Below are 21,371 nucleotides of genomic sequence, written 5' to 3'. Positions count from 1 at the left end.
AGCTTATTCTTGTTAGATATTTGTTGCGCATAAGACGCACAGCTGTGCGTCTCTACGATATGCGTTGTGTAATTGGGTTGTTAAACTCAAATTATATTCATTCCAATTTTCCGTAGAGACGCACCGCAGTGTGTCTCTTAGTATCGTCTTAAAGTTTACATTGTCTATTTGCTTTGCGCATAAGACGCACAGTTATGCGTCTTTACAATATGCTTTGTGTTTTTTTGTAGAACCAAGCATTATTCATGCCAATTTTCCATAGAGACGCACTGCAGTGCGTCTACACATCGTATTCTCAATAAATAAAAAAAAGCCCCAATTAAGGAGTTTTTTTATTTTAAAGTAAAATTCTAATTATTTAACCAGCTGCTGCAAAGGTTTTAATTGTTCCATGTCAATTTTTGATTCTTTTAAAACCGACATTAAAGTCATAATATGGTTAGGGTTCATATTGTTTCCTAAAACACGAACGACAGCAAAACCATTTTCTTTTCTGTTTGCAAAAACAATGAATTCTTTGATGTTATCATCAGAGCCGACATAACTTATTGATGCGCCGTCTTTTCCTGAGCCAACCTTCATCAATTCCTGATATTTAGGATCTTTTAATATCGCTTTGACCTTGTTTCTTTCCAATTCAAATTCTGCCTGATTTTTGTCATTCGCTTTAAAAGCTAAGATGTTCATTTTGTCAAATGAGTTTATAGCTTCTTTTTGCGCTGCAGATAATTTAGTTTCGTTCAGGTTTAAAATACTAGGCGAAACATCAACTGCGATAAAGTCTTTTTTATCTGTGTGCTCTACAAAATATTTTTGTAGTGAAGGTTCAGAACTGCAACTTACAAAAGTTAGTAATGCTAAAATGGCTGTGGTGAAAAAACTGATTTTCATGATTATCGTTTTTTAGAAGCCTTTTTTAAATCAGTTCCGCCAGGAAGCTGCATTTTGTCGGTAAGGACAGAGATTTCATTTAAATCGAAATTACCGGTAAGCGACAATAAAACAGTTTCGTCATTTTTTGCGCCGTCAACAAACATTAACAATTCTTTAATTTGTGTATCGCTTGCACCGGATTTTACCATTATTTTGACATTTTTACCGCTGTCATTTATACGCATTAATTCTTCTAAACCGGCAGATTTTATGTATTTATCTGCAGAAGCTTTCATGTCGGCTTCGATTTTAGGATTTTTAGTTGTAAACACTTTTAAATAATCTAATTTTTTGATCAGACTAATGTATTGTTGTGTTTCTTTGTCAGAAGCATCAACTTTTACTTTACTCATTAAGTCAAACATTTTTTTGTTTACAATTACTGATGTCACATCGTCCTGACCATCAAATTTGTCAAATGCACTTTGTGCATAAAAAGCTTGTGTAACAAATGCGAATACTAGAGTTATGATGAAATTTTTCATTTTGACTGGATTTTAATTACTGTTTAAAAATTTTGTTTTTCGATTGTTCATATTCGTTAATATACTGTACACTTTCAATACCTACATTAACATTGTTTGACAATAGTGCCAAAGCTTTTTGCGTTGCTGCAAGAGCTTCTTGAGGATCGTCATAGGTTCCTAATTCTGACTGCGCTGCAACCGCCGGGGCTGCATTTTTTTCGCTTACAAATAAATAGGTTCCAATTCCTAGTAAAACAACAACTGATGCTGCAATCGATAACCACGCCACGTTTCGTTTTTTAGTTTTTAGTGGTATTTCCTGCGTTGATTTTTCTTGTTTTACCTGAGAGAAATAACCAAAAATTGGTTTGTACTGCTCCAAATGCTGCGCAACATCCGGTGAAGAAAAATATTGTTTTAATTGATTTTCTTCTGCAATAGTGGTTTCTCCCTGAAAGTATTTTTCTAATATATTTTCTATTTTATTTAATTCCATAACTGTGTGCATTTACCATTGATTCTCTTATTTTTTTTCTTGCTCTCGAAAGTGCTACCCGAATTGCTGTTTCATTCATATTCACTATTTTGGCAATTTCTTCAAATTCATATTGTTCAACATCCCGGAGCTGAATTAATATTTGAAGCTGTTCCGGCAGCTGATCTATAATTTTTTCAACCCATTTTAAGCTATCTGCATCCTCAAGCTGTCGGTCTAACTGCGGCTCACGATCTGTAAAATTATTATGGACAATCTGCAGATTTCCGGCTCTTTTAGATTTCAGCTGATCTAAACAATAATTTTTTGTCATTGTCATTGCCAGTGCTTCTACGCTGTTATAAGTGCCCAGGTTTTCTTTTTTATTCCATAATTTTACCATTACTTCCTGAGTAGCATCTTCTGCTTCTTCAGTACTGGTGAGCAATCGTTTTGCCAGACGAAAAACTTTGTCTTTGAAAGGATTAACTAATTCTATAAACACATTTTGGTTCATAAATTAAAAGGTTATTCGTTAGCTTATATAGTCAAGACGAGGCACAATTATTTTTGTTACAAGAATTATGTAAATTTTTTTTAGATAAAAAGAATACTACTTAAAACTAAAGGTAGTATTTTTACGTTAATACTATTACCAATACACCGAAACCTAAATTCTATGAAACCAATTTTAAAATCGATACTGTTTTTATTTGTATTCGCATTTGCCCTGCAATCTTGTGAAGATGAGGATGATGTAAGGTCTCCTGCAAAATTACAAGTGAATGATTTTATTTGGAAAGGGCTAAATGAAGTTTATCTATGGCAGGCAGATGTGCCTAATTTAGCCGATGATCGTTTTAGTTCGCAGGATGAATTAAATTCTTTTTTATCCGGATATTCTAAACCCGAAGATCTGTTTCAGGACTTATTAAACAAGCCAATCAGCAAATATCCGAGTAATGCAATTGATCGTTTTAGCTGGATTGTTGACGATTATACGGTTTTAGAGCAAGAACTTAACGGAATTACAAAAAATAACGGAGTTGATTTTAAACTTACCCGAGTTGCAGAAGGCTCGAACGATTTAGTGGGGTATGTTCGTTATATTATTCCAAATTCTGATGCTTCGAATAAAGCTATAAAACGTGGAGATTTATTTACTGCCGTAAACGGAACAAAATTGACGGTTTCCAATTACCAGTCCTTATTATTAAGCGGAGATAATTATACTTTAAACTTTGCTGACTATAATGGTTCTTCATTTACGTTAAATGGAAAATCTGTAGCTTTAACTAAAACGACCTTAGAAGAAAACCCAATTTTACTTAATAAAGTTATTACTTCCGGAAGTCATAAAATAGGATATTTAATGTATAACGGTTTTTATTCAGATTATGATGCGAGACTAAATCAGGCTTTTGGAGAATTGAAAGCGCAGGGAATTACAGATTTTGTTTTAGATTTAAGATATAATGGAGGAGGTTCTGTACGTTCTTCCACACGTTTGGCAAGTATGATTACAGGCCAGTTTGAAGGAGAAATATTTTCTAAAAGACAATATAATTTCAAACAAATGGCAGGAATGACTTCTGATGATTTGGAACTTTTGAATGAAAGGTTTGTTAGTAATTTTGACGGAAATGCGGTCAATAGCTTAAAACTGACAACGGTTTATATTATTACAACTTCAAATACTGCATCGGCAAGTGAATTAGTTATAAACGGTTTAAAACCGTATATTAATGTAGTACAGATTGGCGAAACGACTATAGGTAAAAACGTAGGATCATTTACGGTTTACGATTCGCCAACTTTGACTAAAACAAATGTCAATCCAAATCATAAATACGCCATGCAGCCTTTGGTTTTCAAAATTACAAATGCCGCAGATTTTGGAGATTATACACAAGGCTTGGTTCCAACTTATGTTCAGTACGAATATATCAGCAATTATGGTGTTTTAGGTGATCCTTCTGAGCCTTTATTGAATCTTGCTATATCAAAAATAACGGGTAATGCCGCCAAGAAAATCCAAAATGATCACAGTGCTGTTTTACCATACATCAGCGATTCTAAAAAAATCAACGGATTGCGAAATGAAATGTATCTGGAAAGTGCTCCAAAAGAGTTTCTGAGAACATTGAGATAATAAAAAAAAGAGGCTTTCATATGAAAGCCTTTTTTTTTCCAAAAACATAAACTAATTCTAATTCTAAAAATGAATTAATCATTAAAGTAAAAACCGTTTGGACCTACTCCAACAGTTAATTCTTTTTGCAAACTTCCAGTTAAACTGTAAATGTATGCTTTGCTGTCAGCTTTATAATCGCCGCTGTCTGCTAAATAAATATGATTGTTGTTCACAGCAAATCCGTATAAATAACCCAAATTAGCTGTTAAAATTGCAGTTGTTGAAGCCTCAGTCGCAGATTCAGCGATAGAATAAACTGAATTTCCTACTGTATAATAAATTTTATTTTGATAGATATCTAAGAAACCAGCTCCGTCCAATGATTCCGGAAATGTAATTTTAGAAACAGATTTATCAGCTAATTTCACTTTTACAATTTCACTTCTGTCTCCGTAAGGACCTCTTAAAATATATAAAGTTCCGTTATCTTCTTCAATAGAATCTGCACTTGAACCAATTGTTATAGGTGCTTCTAAAGCTTTAGTTGCAATATTTACTACTAATAATTTATCATTATTATACGGTTCTGTGATATATAATTTACCATTGTTTTCTACCAGTCTGTTTGCTGTTGCATTCAAATTGATTTTAGATTCAAATGTATTAGTAGCTAAATTTATTACAGCAACATAATCATCAGTATTTCCATTTGGATTTTTTGCTGAAAAATAAGTATTAGCATTAGTTACATAAGCTTTACCATCTTTTACAACACCATATCTTGGATTAGCAAGTCCGCTGTCGATTTTCGCGATAAGTTTAAAAGTATATCTGTTTACAACATTTATAACATTTGAACCACCAGCAATAATATATGCTCTGTCTCCGTCAAAAAAGATATTTTGAAGATATTTTCCAACCAAATCATTTCCATTTGCTGTAGTATACGCATCTTTTGTAAATGCGCTAAAATCATTGCTTGAAAAAGAAACACTTCCAACATCAGCACTTCCTTCATTTAAAATAAAAAATCCGTTTTCGTATTGCCCTTTTGAATCATTATCGTCATCGTTTGAACAAGAAACGAATAACGAAACGCTAAGCGCTATTAAAAGTAATTTACTAAGTTTCATAAATATTAAAATTTTAGAGTTAAATACATGTTGAAATTGCGACCCGGCATAGGTCTGTTTTCCAGACTTTCATAATCTTTGTTGAAGATGTTTAAAACCTGAAAACCAAGTTTGAAAGAGTCTAAGAATTTAAAATCATAATCGATTCCGATATTTGAAACCATATAATCGTTTATTATTTCGTCCGGATTATTATCGGCTCTTGTGTACACAAAGCCGTTATACAAAAACTGATAATAAGCAGCAATTCTGTTTCTGGAATAAGCGACAGAAGCTGTTATTTTATTATAAGGCACAAAAAACAACTGCTTTTTAGTCGCTTGATCTTTTGAAGCGGTGTAAGCATAAGAAGCATTTGCACTTAAATTGTTTTTACCGAATTGTTTTCTCCAGCTTAACAAAGTTTCGGCACCATAACTATTGACATTGTCTTTGTTTGTAGGACTCCAAATGCCATTTTTTCCTGGAACCCATTGCAGCAAATCTTTAATTTTGATATAGTAAAAAGTCTGCGTAAGCGAAATATTCTTGAAAGTAAAAACGTTTCCAATTTCCGCCTGATAGGAACTTTCCGGTTTTAAATCCGGGTTTCCGCCTTCTTCCCAATACAAATCGTTATAAGTCGGGATTCTGAAATTTCGGGATAAATTCAGTTTAAAATTGTACAATCTGCTAAACTGATACGAAGATCCTAAAGAGAGCAAAACCGGTGATTTATAATTATTTGTAAATTCTTTTCGAATCCCAAGTTCATTTTTCCAGTCTGCAGAAAAATCTTGTTTGATTAATAATCCCGCCGAACTGATTTCGCGGACATGATCGCCAAAACTGCTTCCGTAACCTTTGGTTCTGTTGTAATCTAAAATTCCGTTTATTTGTGTCGATTTGAACAGAGTGTAGCCCAAATCAAGTTTTGTAATTAAACTTTCAGTCTTTCCGTATATGTATATGTCGCTTGAATTATCTGCAAAATATTGATAATTTTCAAAGATATAAGCCGTTTTGAAATTCGTTTTAAATTTTCCGAAATCACCGTCGTATTCCAGTAAATTTCGATTAAAGCCATTTATATATTTGCTTTTCGTTTCCGTTTCAACAACCAAAGAAGTATTTCTGTCTGTATTTGAAAACTGACTGTAAAGTTTTAAAGTATTTTTTGAATCAATTTTATAACCTGCATCTGCACTCATGGTTATAACATCGTACTGGCCATTTTGGTTCCAGCGCTGTTCGCCGCGCCACGTGTAGCGGTTTAAATACTTATAGTCGTTGGTAGAACTATTTTTAGAAAAACCAATTTGGGTACTCCATTTTTCGTTAGAAATATTGGTTTTATAATTTATTCCAATAGTATTAAAACTTCCGTAATCAAGTTTTAAAGTATTCTCAAAACGATTATTAAATACCAAATCGTTATTTAAATGCACCGTTCCGCCAATTGCACCGCTTCCGTAAATAACACTTCCTCCGCCGGCTTTTACACTAATCGAATTATAGTCTGAACCCGAAATAGTATTAAAATCGGTGCTTCCATTCATCTGTGAATTAATATTAATTCCGTTCCAGATGACGGCTGTCTGCGAAGAAGTTGTACCGCGGAAAGAAACTGTAGAAAGCATTCCGCGACCGTATTCTTTAAAATAAATAGTTGAATTAAAATTCAGAAGATCAGTAAGTAAAGCTTCATTTTTTTGGATAATAGAATCCGTCAGCTTTAAAACCGATTGCGAATTGGAATATTTTTTAAGATTTGCATCAGAAACTATAACTTCTTTTAGCTTAATAGAATCACTCTGCGCCGAAATAAATTGGCACAACATACAAAGTAAAAAAGCAAATCGTATTTTTAAAATCATAATTTCTACACTCTTTTTCCCGAGAGCTCGATATTTGTTATAAAGGCAGGTCTCCTGGCTCGCGTCTTGTTGTTTACCTTCCCATTCGCCGCGGCGAACAGTGGTTTTGTAGTTTACAACAAGCATTCTTTTCAGAACAAAGCTTACAGTTGCGGGTACAGCTCAAGATTTTACTTGATTCCCTTTTAATGTGTTTTGAAATAAAACACAACCTTAATTTGCTGCAAAGATAAAGTTAAAAATATTGAATTTTCAAATTTGTTTTACTTTTTACTGTAAATTATGAACAAAACAAAAATTAAAGTTCGATTTTAATAACTTCTCCAAAATCGATTTTATTTTGAAAAGCCTCTTTTAACGGCAGTTTAGATTGATGACAAAGTATACTTCTGATGACTCCGGCATGAGTGACAATAATAATTGGTTCTTTTACTTTTTCCGAAATATGTTCAGATAAAAAACGACCAACTCTGTCATGTAACTCAACAAATGATTCGCCGTTTGAAACTTGTATATTTACAAAATCTTCCATCCACAAATTTAATTCTCCAGGCGGAATTTCGTTCCAGTTTTTCATTTCCCAATCACCAAAATTCATTTCTTTCAGACGATCGTCTTCCTCAGAAGAAATTGTTTTTATACTTTGCTGAATGTGCTTTGCTAAAATAGAACAGCGTTTTAGCGGACTTGAAAAAATGGAAGCTTCTGGTGGTAATTCTGAAATAATTCGACTAAAAGTTTCGTCAAATGGTGCAGCAATATTTACATCAGATTGTCCGTAACAGATTCCTTTTTCGCAAATGGTTTCGGTGTGGCGGACTAAATAAACTTCCATACAAAAAGAATACTTAAATAATAAATTACTTCACATACCTGCTGCGTAGCGCCAAGACAGTCTCCGGTGTAACCGTCGATCCATTTTTGAAAATATCTTGCCAAATAATATCGCGTTAGAAAAACAGGAATTAAAGCCAAAAGAATTTTATAATTAAAATAGGAGAGTGCAAAAACAGGAATTAATCCGAAGAAAAAAGAACCGAAAACTTCTTTCCAGCTGTAATTTTTGGCAATTGGTTTGCTTTTGCTCGATGCATCATCACGTGAATACTGATGTGTAAAAACAATACTAATTGCTGCCAGACGACTTAATGAATGTGCAGAAATGAATAACAAATATATTTGAAAAACAGAAACCGGAATATCTGTTTGATAAATCAAAATGGATTCTGAAAGTAATTTAAACTTTAGCAAAAAAAGTAATACCAAACCAATTGCTCCATAAGCGCCAATTGCGCTGTCTTTCATTATCATCAGGATTTTTTCTTTGGTCCATCCGCCTCCAAATCCATCACAGACATCAGCAAAACCATCTTCATGAAAAGCTCCGGTTGTAAGAATGGAAGCAATCATCCCCAGAATAACAGCTGTTTCTGTAGAAAGAAAAAGAGAAAAAAGAGAAAAAGCCAAAAATGAAACTGATCCGACAATCCAGCCAATAAACGGAAAATATCGGGTTGCTTTATTTAAATAATCAGGATCATGATTGATGTTTTTAGGACATGGAATTCTGGTGTAAAACATTAAGCACGTGAAGAAAATGTGTAGTTCTTTTTTCATTTAAAGATTGTTTGTTATTTGGCTAAAGCCCTTTTGAGAGGCAAATATTCAAAATTTTCTCTTTGGTAAAAGGCATGTATAATTCTTTAAAAGAATTTTCAATTTGCACTTCAAAGTTATAAACTAAGATTTAGAATTGAAAACTATTTCCTACTAACTCCGGCACTTTCAAAACTGGCCATTTCATTTAAAAAAGCCTCAGCCGATTTTAAAATAGGAAACGCCACCGCGCATCCGGTTCCTTCTCCAAGGCGCAAATCTAAATTTAAAACGGGTTTTGCGTCAAGATAAGTTAATAATTTTTGATGTGCTTTTTCTGCAGAACAGTGACAGAAAACGGCATTTCTTTTAATATCAGCATTTATTTTAAAGGCAATTAAATAAGCGACAGAACAAATAAAACCATCAACCAGAATCAGCATTTTATTTTCGTAAGCACTTAACATTCCACCGGCAATTTGCATAATTTCAAAACCTCCAAAATGCGCCAGCTGTTGTTTTAATTCGGCTTGACCGGAATAATTTTCGACTGCTTTTTTAAGAATATTTTGCTTGTCCAAAAGTTTCTGATCGTTAATTCCGGTTCCTTTTCCAACACATTCTTCAAGAGGAAAACCGGTTAACAAACTCATTAAAACAGAAGCTGTAGAAGTATTCCCAATTCCCATTTCGCCAAAACCAATGCAGTTAGAACCTGCTTTGGCAATATTTTCAACAATCGATTTTCCTTTTTCAAAGCACAATTGTAATTCTGTTTCGCTCATTGCGGGAACATGCAGAAAAGATTGTGTGCCTTTTCCTATTTTGGCATTTATTAATTTGGATTTTGTGGGGAAATCATAATTTACCCCCGAATCTACAATCGACAGTTCGATATTATTTTGGCGGCAGAACACATTTATGGCCGCTCCGCCTTCAAGGAAATTATTGACCATTTGCCGCGTAACATCCTGCGGATAATCGCTTACACCATGATTTGCAATTCCGTGGTCTGCAGCAAAAACAACAATATTCGGATTTATGATTTTTGGATTTAGAGTTTCAAAAACAGATGCCATTTGAAAAGCGATTTTCTCCAAAGTTCCCAAAGAACCAACAGGTTTTGTTTTTGAATCTATTTTTTCTTGTAAAAGCTTGCTGAAACCGAATTTGTTTTCAGCATTATTTTCTGTTTTTAAATTAAAATCAGAAGTGTTTATTTTATGAATTTCTGTGATTTCTTTGGAATCTGCTGTTTCAGATTTTTGTTTCCAGTGCAATTGCTGCAACATAGGCTGATTGCCATAATTTGTAGCAGGTTTTCCAATACAGAAATAGCCAAGAGGTTCTATGTTTTCTGGTAAATCAAGGATTTTTTTAAACTGATAATAATTCAGGATCGAAACCCAGCCCATTCCATAGCCTTGTTCTGTCAGCGAAAGCCAGATGTTCTGCGCCGCACAAACCGAACTAAATTTTACTGCTTCATTACTGCCAATTGTTCCAATCGTAAACTGATTTAAAACAGATCGGTCGTAAGCAATTATAAGTCCAATTGGGGCTTCTTCAATTGCTTCCAGTTTCAACGATTTGTAAAGTTTTTTCTGTTCCGGATTGTCGGTCAGTTCTTCTGCCTTTTTATTGTATTCTAAAAACAGGTTTTTAATGGCACATTTAACCTCATCAGATTTAATGATATAATATCGTGTAGCATCAGTCAGTCCAACAGATGGTGCCCAGTGTCCGGCCTGCAAAGCTTTTTGGATTACCTCATCAGGAACCTCATCGGTTGTAAAATGCCGGGTATCACGACGTGATTTTAATATATCGTCTAAGTTCATTTAAAATCCAATTTTTTAAAATCCAAATTCCAAAATCAATTTTAATTTACGTAAAGATACTCCACGATATTTGAATTTGGAATTTAAATTTTGGAATTTGCATAATATACTCCACGGCATTGGAATTTGGAGTTTAAAATTTGGAATTTTCTCCTTTTATTTTAACCGGAATTCCGGAAACCATCAAAACAACTTCGTCAGCCTTTGAGGCCAGAAACTGATTCATCCAGCCTTGCAGTTCGGTAAATTTTCTTCCTATTTCGGTGTGGGCATGAACTCCCATTCCAATTTCATTGGTTACAATAATCAAAACTGCGTTTTCTTGATTTGCTATTGAAAGAAATTCTTTTTTGGCTTCTTCCAGACTTAGTGAAACATCATTTTTATGATCGACAAAAAAGTTAGTCAGCCAGAGTGTTACACAATCTATTAAAGCCACTTTTCCAGAAAAATCAATTTTACTTAAATACTTTTCTTCTTCAATATTTGTCCAGCGTTGATCTCTGTCCTGCTGATGACGGTCAATTCTGTTTTGAAAATCAGAGTCCCATTTTCGGGCTGTTGCAACATACATTGGAGCATCGGAAAGTTCTAACGCTAAATTTTGTGCATAACTGCTTTTTCCTGATCGTTCGCCTCCGGTTATTAGATAAAACATTTATAATGGTTGATTATTGATTGTTAATTATTAATTATTAGAAAGTATTTTTAATGCTAATTGATTTTTGGTGTTTTAGGATACGGGTTATTAATTTTAAAATTGAATAGCATCATTATTTAAATATTGATATAGTTTGACAATTCTGATCGGGAAATCAAAACTTTTGTTTTTATTAATGTTGTTTTCATAATTAACAATTAATAAGGGCAATGCCGGCATTTATTTCCGCAGCAGTTTCCTCTTTTTAAATGAAACCAGGCTTTAAAAACCATGTTGCCATTTTCTGTATAATAGTCAATTCCCTCAATTAATTTTTGCGTTTTGGGTAAAGATATAGCTTTATTTTTTAGGGCATTTTTAGGAGTAATCGTTTCAACATAAGCATCAATTTTGTCTTCGCAGGCTTCTTTGAAACAAACAGGACAAAGACAGTCCCCTCCTTCAGAAAGATTGAAAATAGGCGGATAATCATTACACCAGCATTTATTTTCAACCGAAATATCGCCACAGCTGAATTCAGATTCACAGCCTGAGCAAATTTTTATTTTTGTGGTATTCATAAAGCAAAGATACAAATTGTTGAATTTTGTAAGAATAAAGATAAACAAAAAAAATAGAAAATACTTTACCTTTGTTCCATTCGAAAACGTAAAATATGAGACATTTATTCCCTAAATTGATTTTTATTTCTTCTTTTTTTATTCTCTTCGGATGTAAGAAGAACGAAACGAGCGAAGTAGCTAAAACGGAAGTTGTAAAAAACAGCATCGAATATGCATCCGGACTTTCTATTGTAAAATATGATGATTATTCGGTTGTAACCGTTTCAAATCCATGGCCTGACTCCAATAAAGATTTCAAATATATCTTAAAAGAAAAAGACGCAAAAGTTCCGGATAGTCTTCAGTCTTATACAACAATTCAGGTTCCGTTAGAGTCTGTTGTGGTAACATCGACTACCAATATTCCGTTTTTAGAAATGCTTGAAGTAGAAAATAAATTAGTCGGTTTTCCGCATACCGATTATATTTCGTCTGAAAAGACAAGGGCTTTAATTGACAAAGGTTCTGTGAAAAACGTTGGACAAAATGAAAAATTAAATATCGAACAATTAATCGAATTATCTCCGGATTTGATAATTACGTTTGGAGTTGACAATAATAACCCAACACTGGATAATTTGAAAAAAAGCGGTTTAAATGTCTTAATTCAGGGCGACTGGATGGAACAATCTCCGCTTGGAAAAGCAGAATGGATTAAACTTTACGGAGCATTATTTGGTAAAGAAGAAAAAGCAAAAGAATTTTTTGATAAAATTGCCGACAGTTATAAACAGGCTCAAAAGTTAGTCGTTGATAAACCTTCTTCATCAACAGTTTTATACGGTTCTATGTACGAAGATGTCTGGTATGTTGCAAAAGGAAACAGCTGGGTTGCCGAGTTTATGAAAGATGCTCATGCCAATTATTTATGGGCAGATTTAAAAGGAACGGGAAGTGAAGGATTGTCTTTTGAAAAAGTTTTAGATAAGGCAAAAACAGCCAATATATGGATTGCTTCGGGATCATTTAAAAGTCTGGATGAACTACAGAAAGCAAATCCGCATTATGGTGAATTTGATGCTTTTACAAACAAAAGTGTATATAGTTTTGAAGGAAAAATAGGGGCAACTGGCGGAACTGTTTATTATGAACTGGCTCCAAGCCGTCCTGATTTGGTTTTAAAAGATTACATTAAAATTTTCCATCCTGATTTATTGCCGAGTTACGAATTTACTTTTGCATCAAAACTGAACTAAATTGGCTGACAAAAAACGAAATACCATTTTATTTGTTGTTTTGACTTTAGGCCTTCTGCTGATGTTTTTGACAAGCATCAGTTTAGGATCAGTCACTATTCCGTTAAAAGATGTTTTTGCCAGTTTAACCGGCGGACATGCAGCAAAATCTACCTGGGAATATATTATTATTAATTATCGCCTGCCAAAAGCAATTACGGCAGTTTTGGTTGGAACCGGACTTTCAATCAGCGGACTTTTGATGCAGACTTTATTTCGAAATCCGCTTGCAGGACCTTACGTTTTAGGATTAAGTTCGGGAGCTAGTTTAGGTGTTGCTTTTGTGATTTTGGGTGCCGGATTTTTACCCTCTTTTTTAAGTGCAATCGCTTTATCATCATACGGAATTGTAATTGCTTCAACTTGTGGAAGTACATTAGTTTTGCTGTTAGTTTTAGGCGTTTCGCAGCGATTACGGGATACAATGGCAATTTTAATTGTTGGTTTAATGTTTGGAAGTTTTACCACAGCCATTGTCAGCGTTTTGACCTATTTCAGTACGGCAGAACAGCTTCAGAAATTTACTTTTTGGTCAATGGGAAGTCTTGGAAATCTTTCGTGGCCGACGATCGTAATTTTAACTTTTTGTGTTTTAATTGGATTGGTTTTGAGTGCTAAAAGTATAAAACCTCTAAATGCTTTGCTTTTAGGAGAAAATTACGCAAAAAGTATGGGGCTGAATTTTAAAAGTGCCAGATTGATTATAATATTTGCAACCAGTATTTTATCCGGAGCAATAACGGCTTTTGCAGGACCAATTGCTTTTATAGGGCTTGCTGTTCCGCATATTGCAAAACTCACTTTTCAAACCAGTAATCATACTATTTTGTTTTGGAGTACTTTATTTTTTGGATCGATTATAATGTTATTTTGTGATATTGTCTCGCAAATGCCCGGCTTTGATATAACGCTGCCGATAAATGCCATAACGTCAATAATAGGTGCACCGGTAGTAATCTGGCTTTTAGTAAGGAAACGAAATTTTCAATAATTTTTTTGCCACAGATTAAAAAGATTAAAAAAGATTAAAAATCCATGTAATCTTTTTAATCTGTGGCAAAAGAAAAAAAAACTCAGCTACTTAGTATCTCAGAACCTTAGCAACTTTAAAAAATGATAAACATTTTAAATACATCAAACTTAAATATCGGATATAAATCCAAAAAAAGCGTTGTAACGATTGCTGAGAACCTTAATTTGAATTTAAGTTCCGGAAAACTCATTTCTTTGATTGGAGCAAACGGAATTGGGAAGTCGACTTTATTGCGGACGATTACCGGAATTCAGCATCCATTATCTGGAAATGTTTATTTGAATGATAAAAATATTTCAACATATAAACCTTTAGATTTAGCACAGAATTTAAGTTTGGTTTTAACCGAAAAATTACCATCAAGTAATCTTTCTGTTTTTGAATTGGTGGCGCTTGGCCGTCAGCCTTATACAAATTGGGTGGGGACTTTAACTCAAACGGATATCGAAAAAGTTCAGGAAGCCATGCACCTGACGCAGATAGAACATCTTTCTCAAAAAAAACATTTTGAAATAAGCGACGGACAATTGCAAAAGGTTTTGATTTCCAGAGCTTTGGCGCAAGATACACCGCTGATTATTTTAGATGAGCCAACAACGCATCTTGATTTATTGCATAAAGTTTCTCTATTTAAATTATTGAAGAAACTAACTCAGGAAACGCAGAAATGCATTTTGTTTTCAACACATGATATTGATCTGGCAATACAATTAAGCGATGAAATGATTGTGATGACTCCTGAAAGTGTAGTTCAGGACGAACCGTGTAATTTAATTTCAAACGGAAGTTTTGCAGCTTTGTTCAAAGATGAACATATTATTTTTGATGCCGAAAAAGGAAAGTTTATTGTAACATAGTTTTTCTTTCCTGCAAGATTTGAAAACCTGCAGGAATACTGTAATTATTTCTTTAACCCAATCTGCCTCTTAGCTTCACCAACAACAAAAGCCACAGAATTAGCAATATTAAAAGAACGAATAAGCGGCGACATCGGAATGGTTAAATGATTCTCGAATCTGGCCATAAATGTTGCGCTCAAACCAACACTTTCTTTTCCGAAAACTAACCAGTCACCATCCTGAAAATCATTTTCCAAATACGATTTATCAGAATGTGAACTCATTAAAAAAACACGGGAATGATCCGGAATTTGCTGTATCCATTCTTCAACATTTTGATATTCGGTTACATCAAGATGAACCCAATAGTCCAGACCGGAACGTTTTAGGTTTTTATCATTAATCACGAAACCAAAAGGATGAATTAAATGGAGTCTGCTTTCAGTTCCTACACACAATCTTCCAATATTTCCGGTATTATTTGGTATTTCCGGTTCTACAAGAACTACGTTTAGCATTTTTTTAAAGTTATAAGTTATGGGTTATGGGTTTTTGGAAATTATCAAATTACACATTATCAAGTTTAAAATCAGAAACCTCGCGAACTTCTCCGGCTTTTAAGTTTTGCAAATATACATTTCCTATACGTACGCGGACTAAACGCAGAGTAGGAAAACCAACCGCAGCAGTCATTTTTCGAACCTGACGAAATTTTCCTTCCTTTATGGTAATCGAAGCCCAGGAAGTCGGACCATGTCTTTCATCCCTGATTTTTTTTGCCCTCATGCCAAAATCAGGAACTTCATCTACAATAAAAGCAGTGCAGGGTTTTGTTTTGTATTTTCCTCCATCAAAACCTATTTCTACACCTTTTTGCAATTGTTCAATTGCTTCGGGAGTAATTTTACCGTCAACTTGTACGTAATATTCTTTGTCGACTTTTTTACTTCTTATCAGTTCGCTTACGTGTCCGTCTGTAGTAAGTAAAAGCAAACCTTCAGAATCTTCATCCAGACGGCCAATAGCCATTGTACCTTTGGGAAAATCAAACAATTCACCCAAAAGCTTTTTCTTTCTTTTTAATTCATAAATAAATTGGCTTAAATAGCCGTAAGGTTTAAAAAGAATGAAGTGTCGGTGCATGTTTATTTTTTTGCAAAGATAGTTTTGTTCTTCAAGAATTAAAGTAATACGGAGATTGATTATTCACTTTTCGAATTCATTTTTTTCAGCCATTGATAAACAAACCAAATTACTGTGATTCCGAATAAAACAAAAAGCGGAACATAGTAGTTTTCGAAAAAATTATGAAAATAACTTCCAACAATAATATAGATTGATGCCATACATAATTTGATGAGCACAAATTCGGCATTTGACCAGCTTGTTTTGATTTTTAAAAAGTTCATAATACTAGTTTTTACTGATCCTTAAAGTTATGAAATGATTTCTAAATGCTATGTTAAACCATTTCCTTTTAAAATTTAGAATTTGTAATATTAATATAGAAACTCAAAATAACACAAATATGGAAACGAATAATTTAGGCTCTAAAAAGATAAACGGAGTACAAAAAGATATAGATGAAACGAAAGGGAAAAATATTTCGCATGACGGAAAAGCAGATGATGCCAACCTGAAAAAAGAAGTAGTTACAGACGCAGATGGAAACAAGGAAGTAGTAGACAGAGCGCGAAATGAAAATCAAGATATTAAAAAAGTAAAAGACGACGCAGATCCGAATAATCCAAATGCCAATCGCGGCGTTTCATCTGATGAAGCAGCAGAAAAGACTGTAGAAAATAAAGACCGAAATTCTGATATCACGGCAGACCGTTATCCCAATTCACATCCGGACAATCATGAAGACAGAGGAAATATGAAATTAGATGAAGATAAATAAATACACAAAAATTTTGGGATTTGCCTGTTTTAAATGTGAAATAACATTTGATTGTGATAAAGTATTAATCTTATTATAAACCCGGTTTTTGATATGGTCAGCTCTCGATATCTTCGTAAATTACAACTACAAATTTAAATTTTTAATATTATGTCACTTTTAGAAAACAAAGTAGCTTTTGTGTCTGGCGGCGGTTCAGGAATTGGACGTGCTGTTGCAGAAGCTTACGCAAGGGAAGGAGCAAAAGTTGTAATTTCGGATATTAATGTTGAACACGGAGAAGAAACCGTAAAAGTTATAAAAGATAGCGGCGGGGAAGCCTTTTTTATAAAAGGAGATTCATCGAGTGCAAGTGATAATAAACACATGGTTGAGGTAACGGTTTCAAAATACGGCCGACTTGATATTGCCTGTAATAATGCAGGAATGGGCGGCCCTGCAAAACCAACCGGAGAATATGAACCGGATGCCTGGGATCGCGTAATTGCACTAAATTTAAGCGGTGTGTTTTATGCCTGCCGTTATCAGCTGGAGCAAATGGAAAAAAACGGAGGCGGAAGCATCGTTAATATTGCTTCTATTCACGGTCAGGTTGCTGCGCCGTTAAGTCCGGCTTATACCGCTTCAAAGCATGGTGTAGTGGGCTTGACTAAAAATATTGCAGCAGAATATGCGCAAAAAAACATTCGCTGTAATGCAGTTGGTCCGGGTTATATTGAAACGGCATTATTAAAAGACAATTTAAATAATGATGCTATGAATGCTGTTGCGGCAAAAGCCCCAATGAACCGTTTGGGTACAGCAGAAGAAATTGCCGAATTGGTCGTTTTTTTAAGTTCTGAAAAATCTTCTTTCACCACAGGAAGTTACATAATTGCCGATGGAGGTTATACGGCAGTTTAATTTTTTGTCAACATATATAATTTTAAAAAGCTGTTCTGTTAGAACGGCTTTTTTCATTTCAATTTAAAAGTATTTTCTTGTTAATTAATTTTCTTGTTTGTAATTTTTCTCCTTTAAGAAAAATCTTCTAAAACGCATTATTATTGATAATAGCAACAGTTCTAGCAAAAATATAGTGGCATATTTTATTTTTAATTATGAAATAACTTACAATAACTTTATGTTTTTACAATATTCTCTTAACTTTAAACGGTATAAATTTGATTTCTAAAACAATCTTTTAAGCTTATGAGAAACATTTACTTCATACGCCATTTTATGGCATTAAGTTTTTTTTGGTGTTCGTTAAGTATAGTGGCACAAACTTTTCCAACTCCTCAGAATTTACCGTATCAGCAGGATTTTTCAATAGCTCCAACGGTAACAGCTTATCCTGCAGGATTTCAGGGATGGACGGCAGGAACAGCTCCGGGATCTGCTTTTAATACAAATGCAGCTCTTGTAGCAGACAGACCTTTAGTCGCAGGCAGTACTGCGGCTACAACGAGTGGTAATTTCCATAATTATGATGGCAAAATTGGATTTTTAAATACAGGTTCATTAGATCTTACTATTGGTTTTGCGTTTGATGCTACGGGGCAGCAGGCCATTCAGATTCAGTATGATGCCATGACCATTCGTAATCCTTACGATGTACCGCCGGCAACAGCAAACACTCGTGTTAACGAAATGGTTTTACAATACAGGGTTGGTACAAGCGCTCCTTTTGTTTCATTATTATCAACAGCTTATACTAATAATGATGTAAAGCAGACTACAGCAGTTACAACGCCTCAAAATTTAAAAACAATAAAGGTTACTTTACCGGCAGAATGTGATAATCAGCCAGTTGTTCAGATTCGATGGATTTCAAGACAAATTTCAGGAGCAGGTTCGAGACCTTCCTTTGCGATTGATAATGTTGATATTAAAAGCGATATAGCAGCTCCGGTTAATGCAGCGGGTTACCCAAAAGTAGAGAATATCTTATCTGAAAGTTTTGACTTTATCAATAAACTGGATGAAATAGGAAAAACTTATTATGTACTAGTACCGGGTGGAAGTGCAGAACCGACAATTGCACAAATAAAAGCCGGACAGGATGCGGCCGGAACAGCGGCTCTGCAATCTGGATTTTTAGATGTTACCGCTTCATCTCAGGAATTTGTTAAAAGTTTTACGGGATTAAGTCTGAGTACTTCTTATTCTGTTTTTTCGATTTCAGAAGATCCTTATGGAAATGTGCAGTCTGCAGTAAACAGAATAGATGCTGCCACTTCAAGTGTTGCAATTCCGTCCGTAACCACGACGGTTTCTTCTTTAAATTTAGGTTTTTCTGAAACCAATTTCGATTCAGATATTTTTTCATATCAAATCCAGGGTTCAAATCTTACGGATGATGTGGTTTTAACTTCAACGGCAAATTTTACGATTTCTAAAGACAATACTACATTTACCTCATCATTAACATTTGCTGCTGCAGATTTTGCTTCAAATGCTTCTCCAACAGTATATGTAAAATTTACACCAAATGCAGTTAATAGTTTTACCGGAGAAATAACACATGAATCGAATGGTGCCGCAACAAAAATCGTAACGCTGACAGGAGTAGGAATTAATCCTTACGTGCAGGGTTTTAACGATCCTAATGTTTTGTCAAACAGCGGATGGACCCAGTATAATGTATCCGGACCCGTTAACAAATGGTCGCCTACAACGGTTGTAAGAAATGTAAATTCCGGAGCCGGCGCAGTTTTAATGAACGGTTATTCTGACTCAGGAGCCAGCAAAGACTGGTTGATTTCTCCAAAATTACATTTAGATACTTTTGGGCAATTTGCATTATTATCTTTTTACTCGCGTAAATTTTACACAGGTCCGGGCTTAAAATTATTAGTGTCTACAGATTATGATGGAAAAAGTAATCCTGAAACAGCAACATGGACAGAAATACAGGGGAATTTTCCAACTGCTACCGGAACTTACACCAAATCGCAATACATTAAATTAAATGATTACAAAACCAGCCACACTTATCTGGCCTGGGTTTATGAAACTACAGCTGGAGGAAATAACCTTGCTGCAGAATGGTCGCTGGATGATGTGGCAATTACAAATGAAACAGGTTATGTAGCTTCAAATCCTGTTTTGGATTTTGGAGACACTGCACAAAATACAGTTTCTGCAAGTCAGTCATTCGTTTTTAATGCAGAAGGTTATGGCGATATTACAATTACAGCACCGGCATCTTTTCAATTATCATTGGACAATATCACCTTTCAGTCGAGCGTAATAGTTTTAACTGCAGATGCTGCAGCCGGAAAAACAATTTACGCACGCTTCGCACCAACAACAAAAGAATTATTAATATCAGGACCTCTGACAGTTGCAGGAACTTCTTTAAACAAACAAATTGGTTTGTTAAGCGGTTCCTCTATACCAAAAGCAGATACATTTGATATTGTTACTTATAATTTAGAATTTTTTGGTACTGATGTAAAAGGAACCGACGGAGTAGAATTTGGCCCTGTAGACGATGCACTGCAAATCGAAAATGTGGCAAAAGTAATGAACAAGTTAAATGCTGATGTTTATGTAGTGCAGGAAGTATCAGATGATCCTTCGATTGATGCTTTAATTCAGAAAATAAACATTAACGGAAAAACATTTGGCAAAACAACTTCTACATCATGGTCGTATTCTTTTGATGCACCGGATCCTAATTTCCCGCCTCAAAAATTAGTTGTGTTGTACAATACACAAAACACGACTGTAAAAAAGACCCGCGTAATGTTTAAAGAATTTTATGATGAGGTTCGTGCGGGAACAAAAACACTGCCAAATTATCCGGGCGGAAATGGATCGAGCTTTTTCTCTTCCGGACGTTTACCTTATTTGGTAACCATAGAAACCAATATTGGCGGCATTACGAAACAGTTAAACGTAATTGATCTTCATGCCCGCGCTAACAGCGGAAGCGATATTTCAAGATACAATATGCGTAAATACGATGCCCAGGTTTTAAAAGACAGTTTAGATGCGCATTATGCTAATTCTAATTTAATTATTTTAGGAGATTATAATGATGATGTAAAAGCATCTGTTATTACACCTAATCCTTCCTCTTATGAAAGTTTTGTTACAGATACGGATCACTACAATGCGCTTACGCTGGGAATTAGTCAGGCGGGTGCTTACAGCTATTTAAGTTCTGGCGGATTTTTAGATCACATTATGATCTCTAATGAGCTAAACGATCAGTACATACAAAACTCAATTGCAGTTTATGATCCGCGTACGGATATTGCCAATTATACCACAACTACTTCAGATCACGGACCTGTAATTGCCAGATTTGATTTAAAAGCAGATGTTTTATCTACACCTGATTTTAGTAAAAACGGATTTTTTGTAAATGCATATCCAAACCCGGCGGCAGACATTTTAAACTTCTCTGTAAAGACAAGCGAAAACCGAAATCTAAAGTTGAGAATCTACGATTTAAACGGTCGTTTGCTGGTAAATCCGGTTGAAATTAAAAGCAGTCAGGAAGTCAGCAATACTGTAATGTCGGTTGGTAATTTACATCCGGGAGTTTATATTTATACAGTATCAGAAAACAATAAAGTTATTTTTAAAGATAAAATCCTGAAAAAATAATAAATAAAAAAAGCAGTCAATTAAAAAAGGCAGTTCGAATGAACTGCCTTTTTGTTATATC

General features: G+C 34.4%; 21 protein-coding genes and 1 riboswitch. Of the genes, 7 read left to right on the top strand and 14 right to left on the bottom strand.

What is annotated here, in order from left to right; genetic code table 11:
• Positions 1–354: 354 nt before the first annotated feature.
• Genes ASE21_RS17705 through ASE21_RS17690 form a run of 4 tightly spaced genes read right to left on the bottom strand, consistent with a single transcriptional unit; the run spans position 355 to position 2,392 of the window.
• The gene (locus tag ASE21_RS17705; protein ID WP_057124056.1) at positions 355–891 is read right to left on the bottom strand and encodes a DUF4252 domain-containing protein; all 537 of its coding nucleotides are present in this window, start codon (positions 889–891) and stop codon (positions 355–357) included.
• A 2-nt stretch (positions 892–893) separates the two neighbouring features.
• Positions 894–1,418 carry a DUF4252 domain-containing protein gene (locus ASE21_RS17700; RefSeq protein WP_057124055.1) on the bottom strand — a complete coding sequence of 175 codons (525 nt, stop codon included), beginning with the start codon at positions 1,416–1,418 and terminating at the stop codon, positions 894–896.
• 16 nt (positions 1,419–1,434) lie between these two features.
• A complete protein-coding gene (locus tag ASE21_RS17695) occupies positions 1,435–1,896 on the bottom strand; it encodes a hypothetical protein (RefSeq protein ID WP_057124362.1) in 462 nt (153 codons plus the stop codon).
• The gene (locus ASE21_RS17690; RefSeq protein ID WP_057124054.1) at positions 1,883–2,392 is read right to left on the bottom strand and encodes an RNA polymerase sigma factor; all 510 of its coding nucleotides are present in this window, start codon (positions 2,390–2,392) and stop codon (positions 1,883–1,885) included. Before ASE21_RS17690 ends, ASE21_RS17695 begins: the two co-directional genes overlap by 14 nt.
• 162 nt (positions 2,393–2,554) lie before the next feature.
• On the opposite strand from ASE21_RS17690, the gene ASE21_RS17685 reads away from it, so the two are divergent.
• The gene (locus tag ASE21_RS17685) at positions 2,555–4,027 is read left to right on the top strand and encodes a S41 family peptidase (protein ID WP_057124053.1); all 1,473 of its coding nucleotides are present in this window, start codon (positions 2,555–2,557) and stop codon (positions 4,025–4,027) included.
• A gap of 74 nt (positions 4,028–4,101) precedes the next feature.
• Here the strand turns inward: ASE21_RS17685 and ASE21_RS17680 are convergent, their stop codons facing one another.
• The 7 genes from ASE21_RS17680 to ASE21_RS17650 form a co-directional block, all read right to left on the bottom strand.
• Positions 4,102–5,142, bottom strand: a complete 1,041-nt coding sequence (locus ASE21_RS17680; protein ID WP_057124052.1) for a YncE family protein — start codon at positions 5,140–5,142, stop codon at positions 4,102–4,104.
• Positions 5,143–5,147: 5 nt separating this feature from the next.
• Entirely contained in the window at positions 5,148–6,998 is a 1,851-nt protein-coding gene (locus tag ASE21_RS17675) for a TonB-dependent receptor plug domain-containing protein (RefSeq protein WP_057124361.1), read from the bottom strand.
• Between the two features lie 26 nt (positions 6,999–7,024).
• A riboswitch (cobalamin riboswitch) is annotated at positions 7,025–7,229 on the bottom strand.
• Positions 7,230–7,296: 67 nt separating this feature from the next.
• Positions 7,297–7,833, bottom strand: a complete 537-nt coding sequence (cobC, locus tag ASE21_RS17670; protein WP_057124051.1) for an alpha-ribazole phosphatase — start codon at positions 7,831–7,833, stop codon at positions 7,297–7,299.
• A complete protein-coding gene (locus ASE21_RS17665) occupies positions 7,818–8,615 on the bottom strand; it encodes an adenosylcobinamide-GDP ribazoletransferase (protein WP_057124050.1) in 798 nt (265 codons plus the stop codon). Before ASE21_RS17665 ends, cobC begins: the two co-directional genes overlap by 16 nt.
• A gap of 143 nt (positions 8,616–8,758) precedes the next feature.
• On the bottom strand, positions 8,759–10,435 hold the full coding sequence (gene cobT, locus ASE21_RS17660) for a nicotinate-nucleotide--dimethylbenzimidazole phosphoribosyltransferase (RefSeq protein WP_057124049.1): 1,677 nt from the start codon (positions 10,433–10,435) through the stop codon (positions 8,759–8,761).
• A gap of 133 nt (positions 10,436–10,568) precedes the next feature.
• Entirely contained in the window at positions 10,569–11,093 is a 525-nt protein-coding gene (gene cobU, locus ASE21_RS17655; RefSeq protein WP_057124048.1) for a bifunctional adenosylcobinamide kinase/adenosylcobinamide-phosphate guanylyltransferase, read from the bottom strand.
• Positions 11,094–11,293: 200 nt separating this feature from the next.
• Positions 11,294–11,656 (bottom strand): DUF5522 domain-containing protein, encoded by a 363-nt coding sequence (locus ASE21_RS17650; protein WP_057124047.1) that lies wholly within the window; start codon positions 11,654–11,656, stop codon positions 11,294–11,296.
• Between the two features lie 95 nt (positions 11,657–11,751).
• Between ASE21_RS17650 and ASE21_RS17645 the strand changes: the two genes are divergently transcribed.
• From ASE21_RS17645 to ASE21_RS17635, 3 genes are all read left to right on the top strand, one after another.
• Positions 11,752–12,894: an ABC transporter substrate-binding protein gene (locus ASE21_RS17645; RefSeq protein ID WP_057124046.1), complete on the top strand. Its 1,143-nt coding sequence runs from the start codon at positions 11,752–11,754 to the stop codon at positions 12,892–12,894.
• A 1-nt stretch (position 12,895) separates the two neighbouring features.
• Positions 12,896–13,924, top strand: a complete 1,029-nt coding sequence (locus tag ASE21_RS17640; protein ID WP_128414721.1) for an iron ABC transporter permease — start codon at positions 12,896–12,898, stop codon at positions 13,922–13,924.
• Positions 13,925–14,046: 122 nt separating this feature from the next.
• Complete coding sequence (locus ASE21_RS17635; RefSeq protein ID WP_057124045.1) at positions 14,047–14,823, top strand: ABC transporter ATP-binding protein; 777 nt, start codon at positions 14,047–14,049, stop codon at positions 14,821–14,823.
• A gap of 44 nt (positions 14,824–14,867) precedes the next feature.
• Here the strand turns inward: ASE21_RS17635 and ASE21_RS17630 are convergent, their stop codons facing one another.
• From ASE21_RS17630 to ASE21_RS17620, 3 genes are read right to left on the bottom strand one after another with little or no spacing between them, the layout of a single operon-like run.
• The gene (locus ASE21_RS17630) at positions 14,868–15,323 is read right to left on the bottom strand and encodes a tRNA (cytidine(34)-2'-O)-methyltransferase (RefSeq protein ID WP_057124044.1); all 456 of its coding nucleotides are present in this window, start codon (positions 15,321–15,323) and stop codon (positions 14,868–14,870) included.
• Between the two features lie 49 nt (positions 15,324–15,372).
• Positions 15,373–15,948: a pseudouridine synthase gene (locus tag ASE21_RS17625; protein WP_057124043.1), complete on the bottom strand. Its 576-nt coding sequence runs from the start codon at positions 15,946–15,948 to the stop codon at positions 15,373–15,375.
• A 59-nt stretch (positions 15,949–16,007) separates the two neighbouring features.
• Entirely contained in the window at positions 16,008–16,214 is a 207-nt protein-coding gene (locus ASE21_RS17620) for a hypothetical protein (RefSeq protein ID WP_057124042.1), read from the bottom strand.
• A 119-nt stretch (positions 16,215–16,333) separates the two neighbouring features.
• On the opposite strand from ASE21_RS17620, the gene ASE21_RS17615 reads away from it, so the two are divergent.
• The 3 genes from ASE21_RS17615 (at position 16,334) to ASE21_RS17605 (ending at position 21,310) form a co-directional block, all read left to right on the top strand.
• Positions 16,334–16,708, top strand: coding sequence for a hypothetical protein (locus ASE21_RS17615; RefSeq protein WP_057124041.1), 375 nt, complete (start codon positions 16,334–16,336; stop codon positions 16,706–16,708).
• A gap of 150 nt (positions 16,709–16,858) precedes the next feature.
• Positions 16,859–17,611 carry an SDR family NAD(P)-dependent oxidoreductase gene (locus ASE21_RS17610; protein ID WP_057124040.1) on the top strand — a complete coding sequence of 251 codons (753 nt, stop codon included), beginning with the start codon at positions 16,859–16,861 and terminating at the stop codon, positions 17,609–17,611.
• A 318-nt stretch (positions 17,612–17,929) separates the two neighbouring features.
• Positions 17,930–21,310 (top strand): T9SS-dependent choice-of-anchor J family protein, encoded by a 3,381-nt coding sequence (locus ASE21_RS17605; RefSeq protein ID WP_242410298.1) that lies wholly within the window; start codon positions 17,930–17,932, stop codon positions 21,308–21,310.
• Positions 21,311–21,371: the final 61 nt, after the last annotated feature.

It is taken from the genome of Flavobacterium sp. Root901 (genome assembly GCF_001429765.1).
In the GTDB taxonomy this organism is placed as follows: Bacteria; Bacteroidota; Bacteroidia; order Flavobacteriales; family Flavobacteriaceae; genus Flavobacterium.
The sequence above is the reverse complement of the archived record's forward strand: the minus strand, read 5'-3'. Positions and strand labels throughout refer to the sequence as shown.

What these genes read in the sequence shown, in the direction of transcription:
- ASE21_RS17705 (WP_057124056.1), bottom strand. Translation starts at nt 891, where the DNA reads ATGAAAATCAGTTTTTTCACCACAGCCATTTTAGCATTACTAACTTTT.
- ASE21_RS17700 (WP_057124055.1), bottom strand. Translation starts at nt 1,418, where the DNA reads ATGAAAAATTTCATCATAACTCTAGTATTCGCATTTGTTACACAAGCT.
- ASE21_RS17695 (WP_057124362.1), bottom strand. Translation starts at nt 1,896, where the DNA reads ATGGAATTAAATAAAATAGAAAATATATTAGAAAAATACTTTCAGGGA.
- ASE21_RS17690 (WP_057124054.1), bottom strand. Translation starts at nt 2,392, where the DNA reads ATGAACCAAAATGTGTTTATAGAATTAGTTAATCCTTTCAAAGACAAA.
- ASE21_RS17685 (WP_057124053.1), top strand. Translation starts at nt 2,555, where the DNA reads ATGAAACCAATTTTAAAATCGATACTGTTTTTATTTGTATTCGCATTT.
- ASE21_RS17680 (WP_057124052.1), bottom strand. Translation starts at nt 5,142, where the DNA reads ATGAAACTTAGTAAATTACTTTTAATAGCGCTTAGCGTTTCGTTATTC.
- ASE21_RS17675 (WP_057124361.1), bottom strand. Translation starts at nt 6,998, where the DNA reads ATGATTTTAAAAATACGATTTGCTTTTTTACTTTGTATGTTGTGCCAA.
- cobC (WP_057124051.1), bottom strand. Translation starts at nt 7,833, where the DNA reads ATGGAAGTTTATTTAGTCCGCCACACCGAAACCATTTGCGAAAAAGGA.
- ASE21_RS17665 (WP_057124050.1), bottom strand. Translation starts at nt 8,615, where the DNA reads ATGAAAAAAGAACTACACATTTTCTTCACGTGCTTAATGTTTTACACC.
- cobT (WP_057124049.1), bottom strand. Translation starts at nt 10,435, where the DNA reads ATGAACTTAGACGATATATTAAAATCACGTCGTGATACCCGGCATTTT.
- cobU (WP_057124048.1), bottom strand. Translation starts at nt 11,093, where the DNA reads ATGTTTTATCTAATAACCGGAGGCGAACGATCAGGAAAAAGCAGTTAT.
- ASE21_RS17650 (WP_057124047.1), bottom strand. Translation starts at nt 11,656, where the DNA reads ATGAATACCACAAAAATAAAAATTTGCTCAGGCTGTGAATCTGAATTC.
- ASE21_RS17645 (WP_057124046.1), top strand. Translation starts at nt 11,752, where the DNA reads ATGAGACATTTATTCCCTAAATTGATTTTTATTTCTTCTTTTTTTATT.
- ASE21_RS17635 (WP_057124045.1), top strand. Translation starts at nt 14,047, where the DNA reads ATGATAAACATTTTAAATACATCAAACTTAAATATCGGATATAAATCC.
- ASE21_RS17630 (WP_057124044.1), bottom strand. Translation starts at nt 15,323, where the DNA reads ATGCTAAACGTAGTTCTTGTAGAACCGGAAATACCAAATAATACCGGA.
- ASE21_RS17625 (WP_057124043.1), bottom strand. Translation starts at nt 15,948, where the DNA reads ATGCACCGACACTTCATTCTTTTTAAACCTTACGGCTATTTAAGCCAA.
- ASE21_RS17620 (WP_057124042.1), bottom strand. Translation starts at nt 16,214, where the DNA reads ATGAACTTTTTAAAAATCAAAACAAGCTGGTCAAATGCCGAATTTGTG.
- ASE21_RS17615 (WP_057124041.1), top strand. Translation starts at nt 16,334, where the DNA reads ATGGAAACGAATAATTTAGGCTCTAAAAAGATAAACGGAGTACAAAAA.
- ASE21_RS17610 (WP_057124040.1), top strand. Translation starts at nt 16,859, where the DNA reads ATGTCACTTTTAGAAAACAAAGTAGCTTTTGTGTCTGGCGGCGGTTCA.
- ASE21_RS17605 (WP_242410298.1), top strand. Translation starts at nt 17,930, where the DNA reads ATGGCATTAAGTTTTTTTTGGTGTTCGTTAAGTATAGTGGCACAAACT.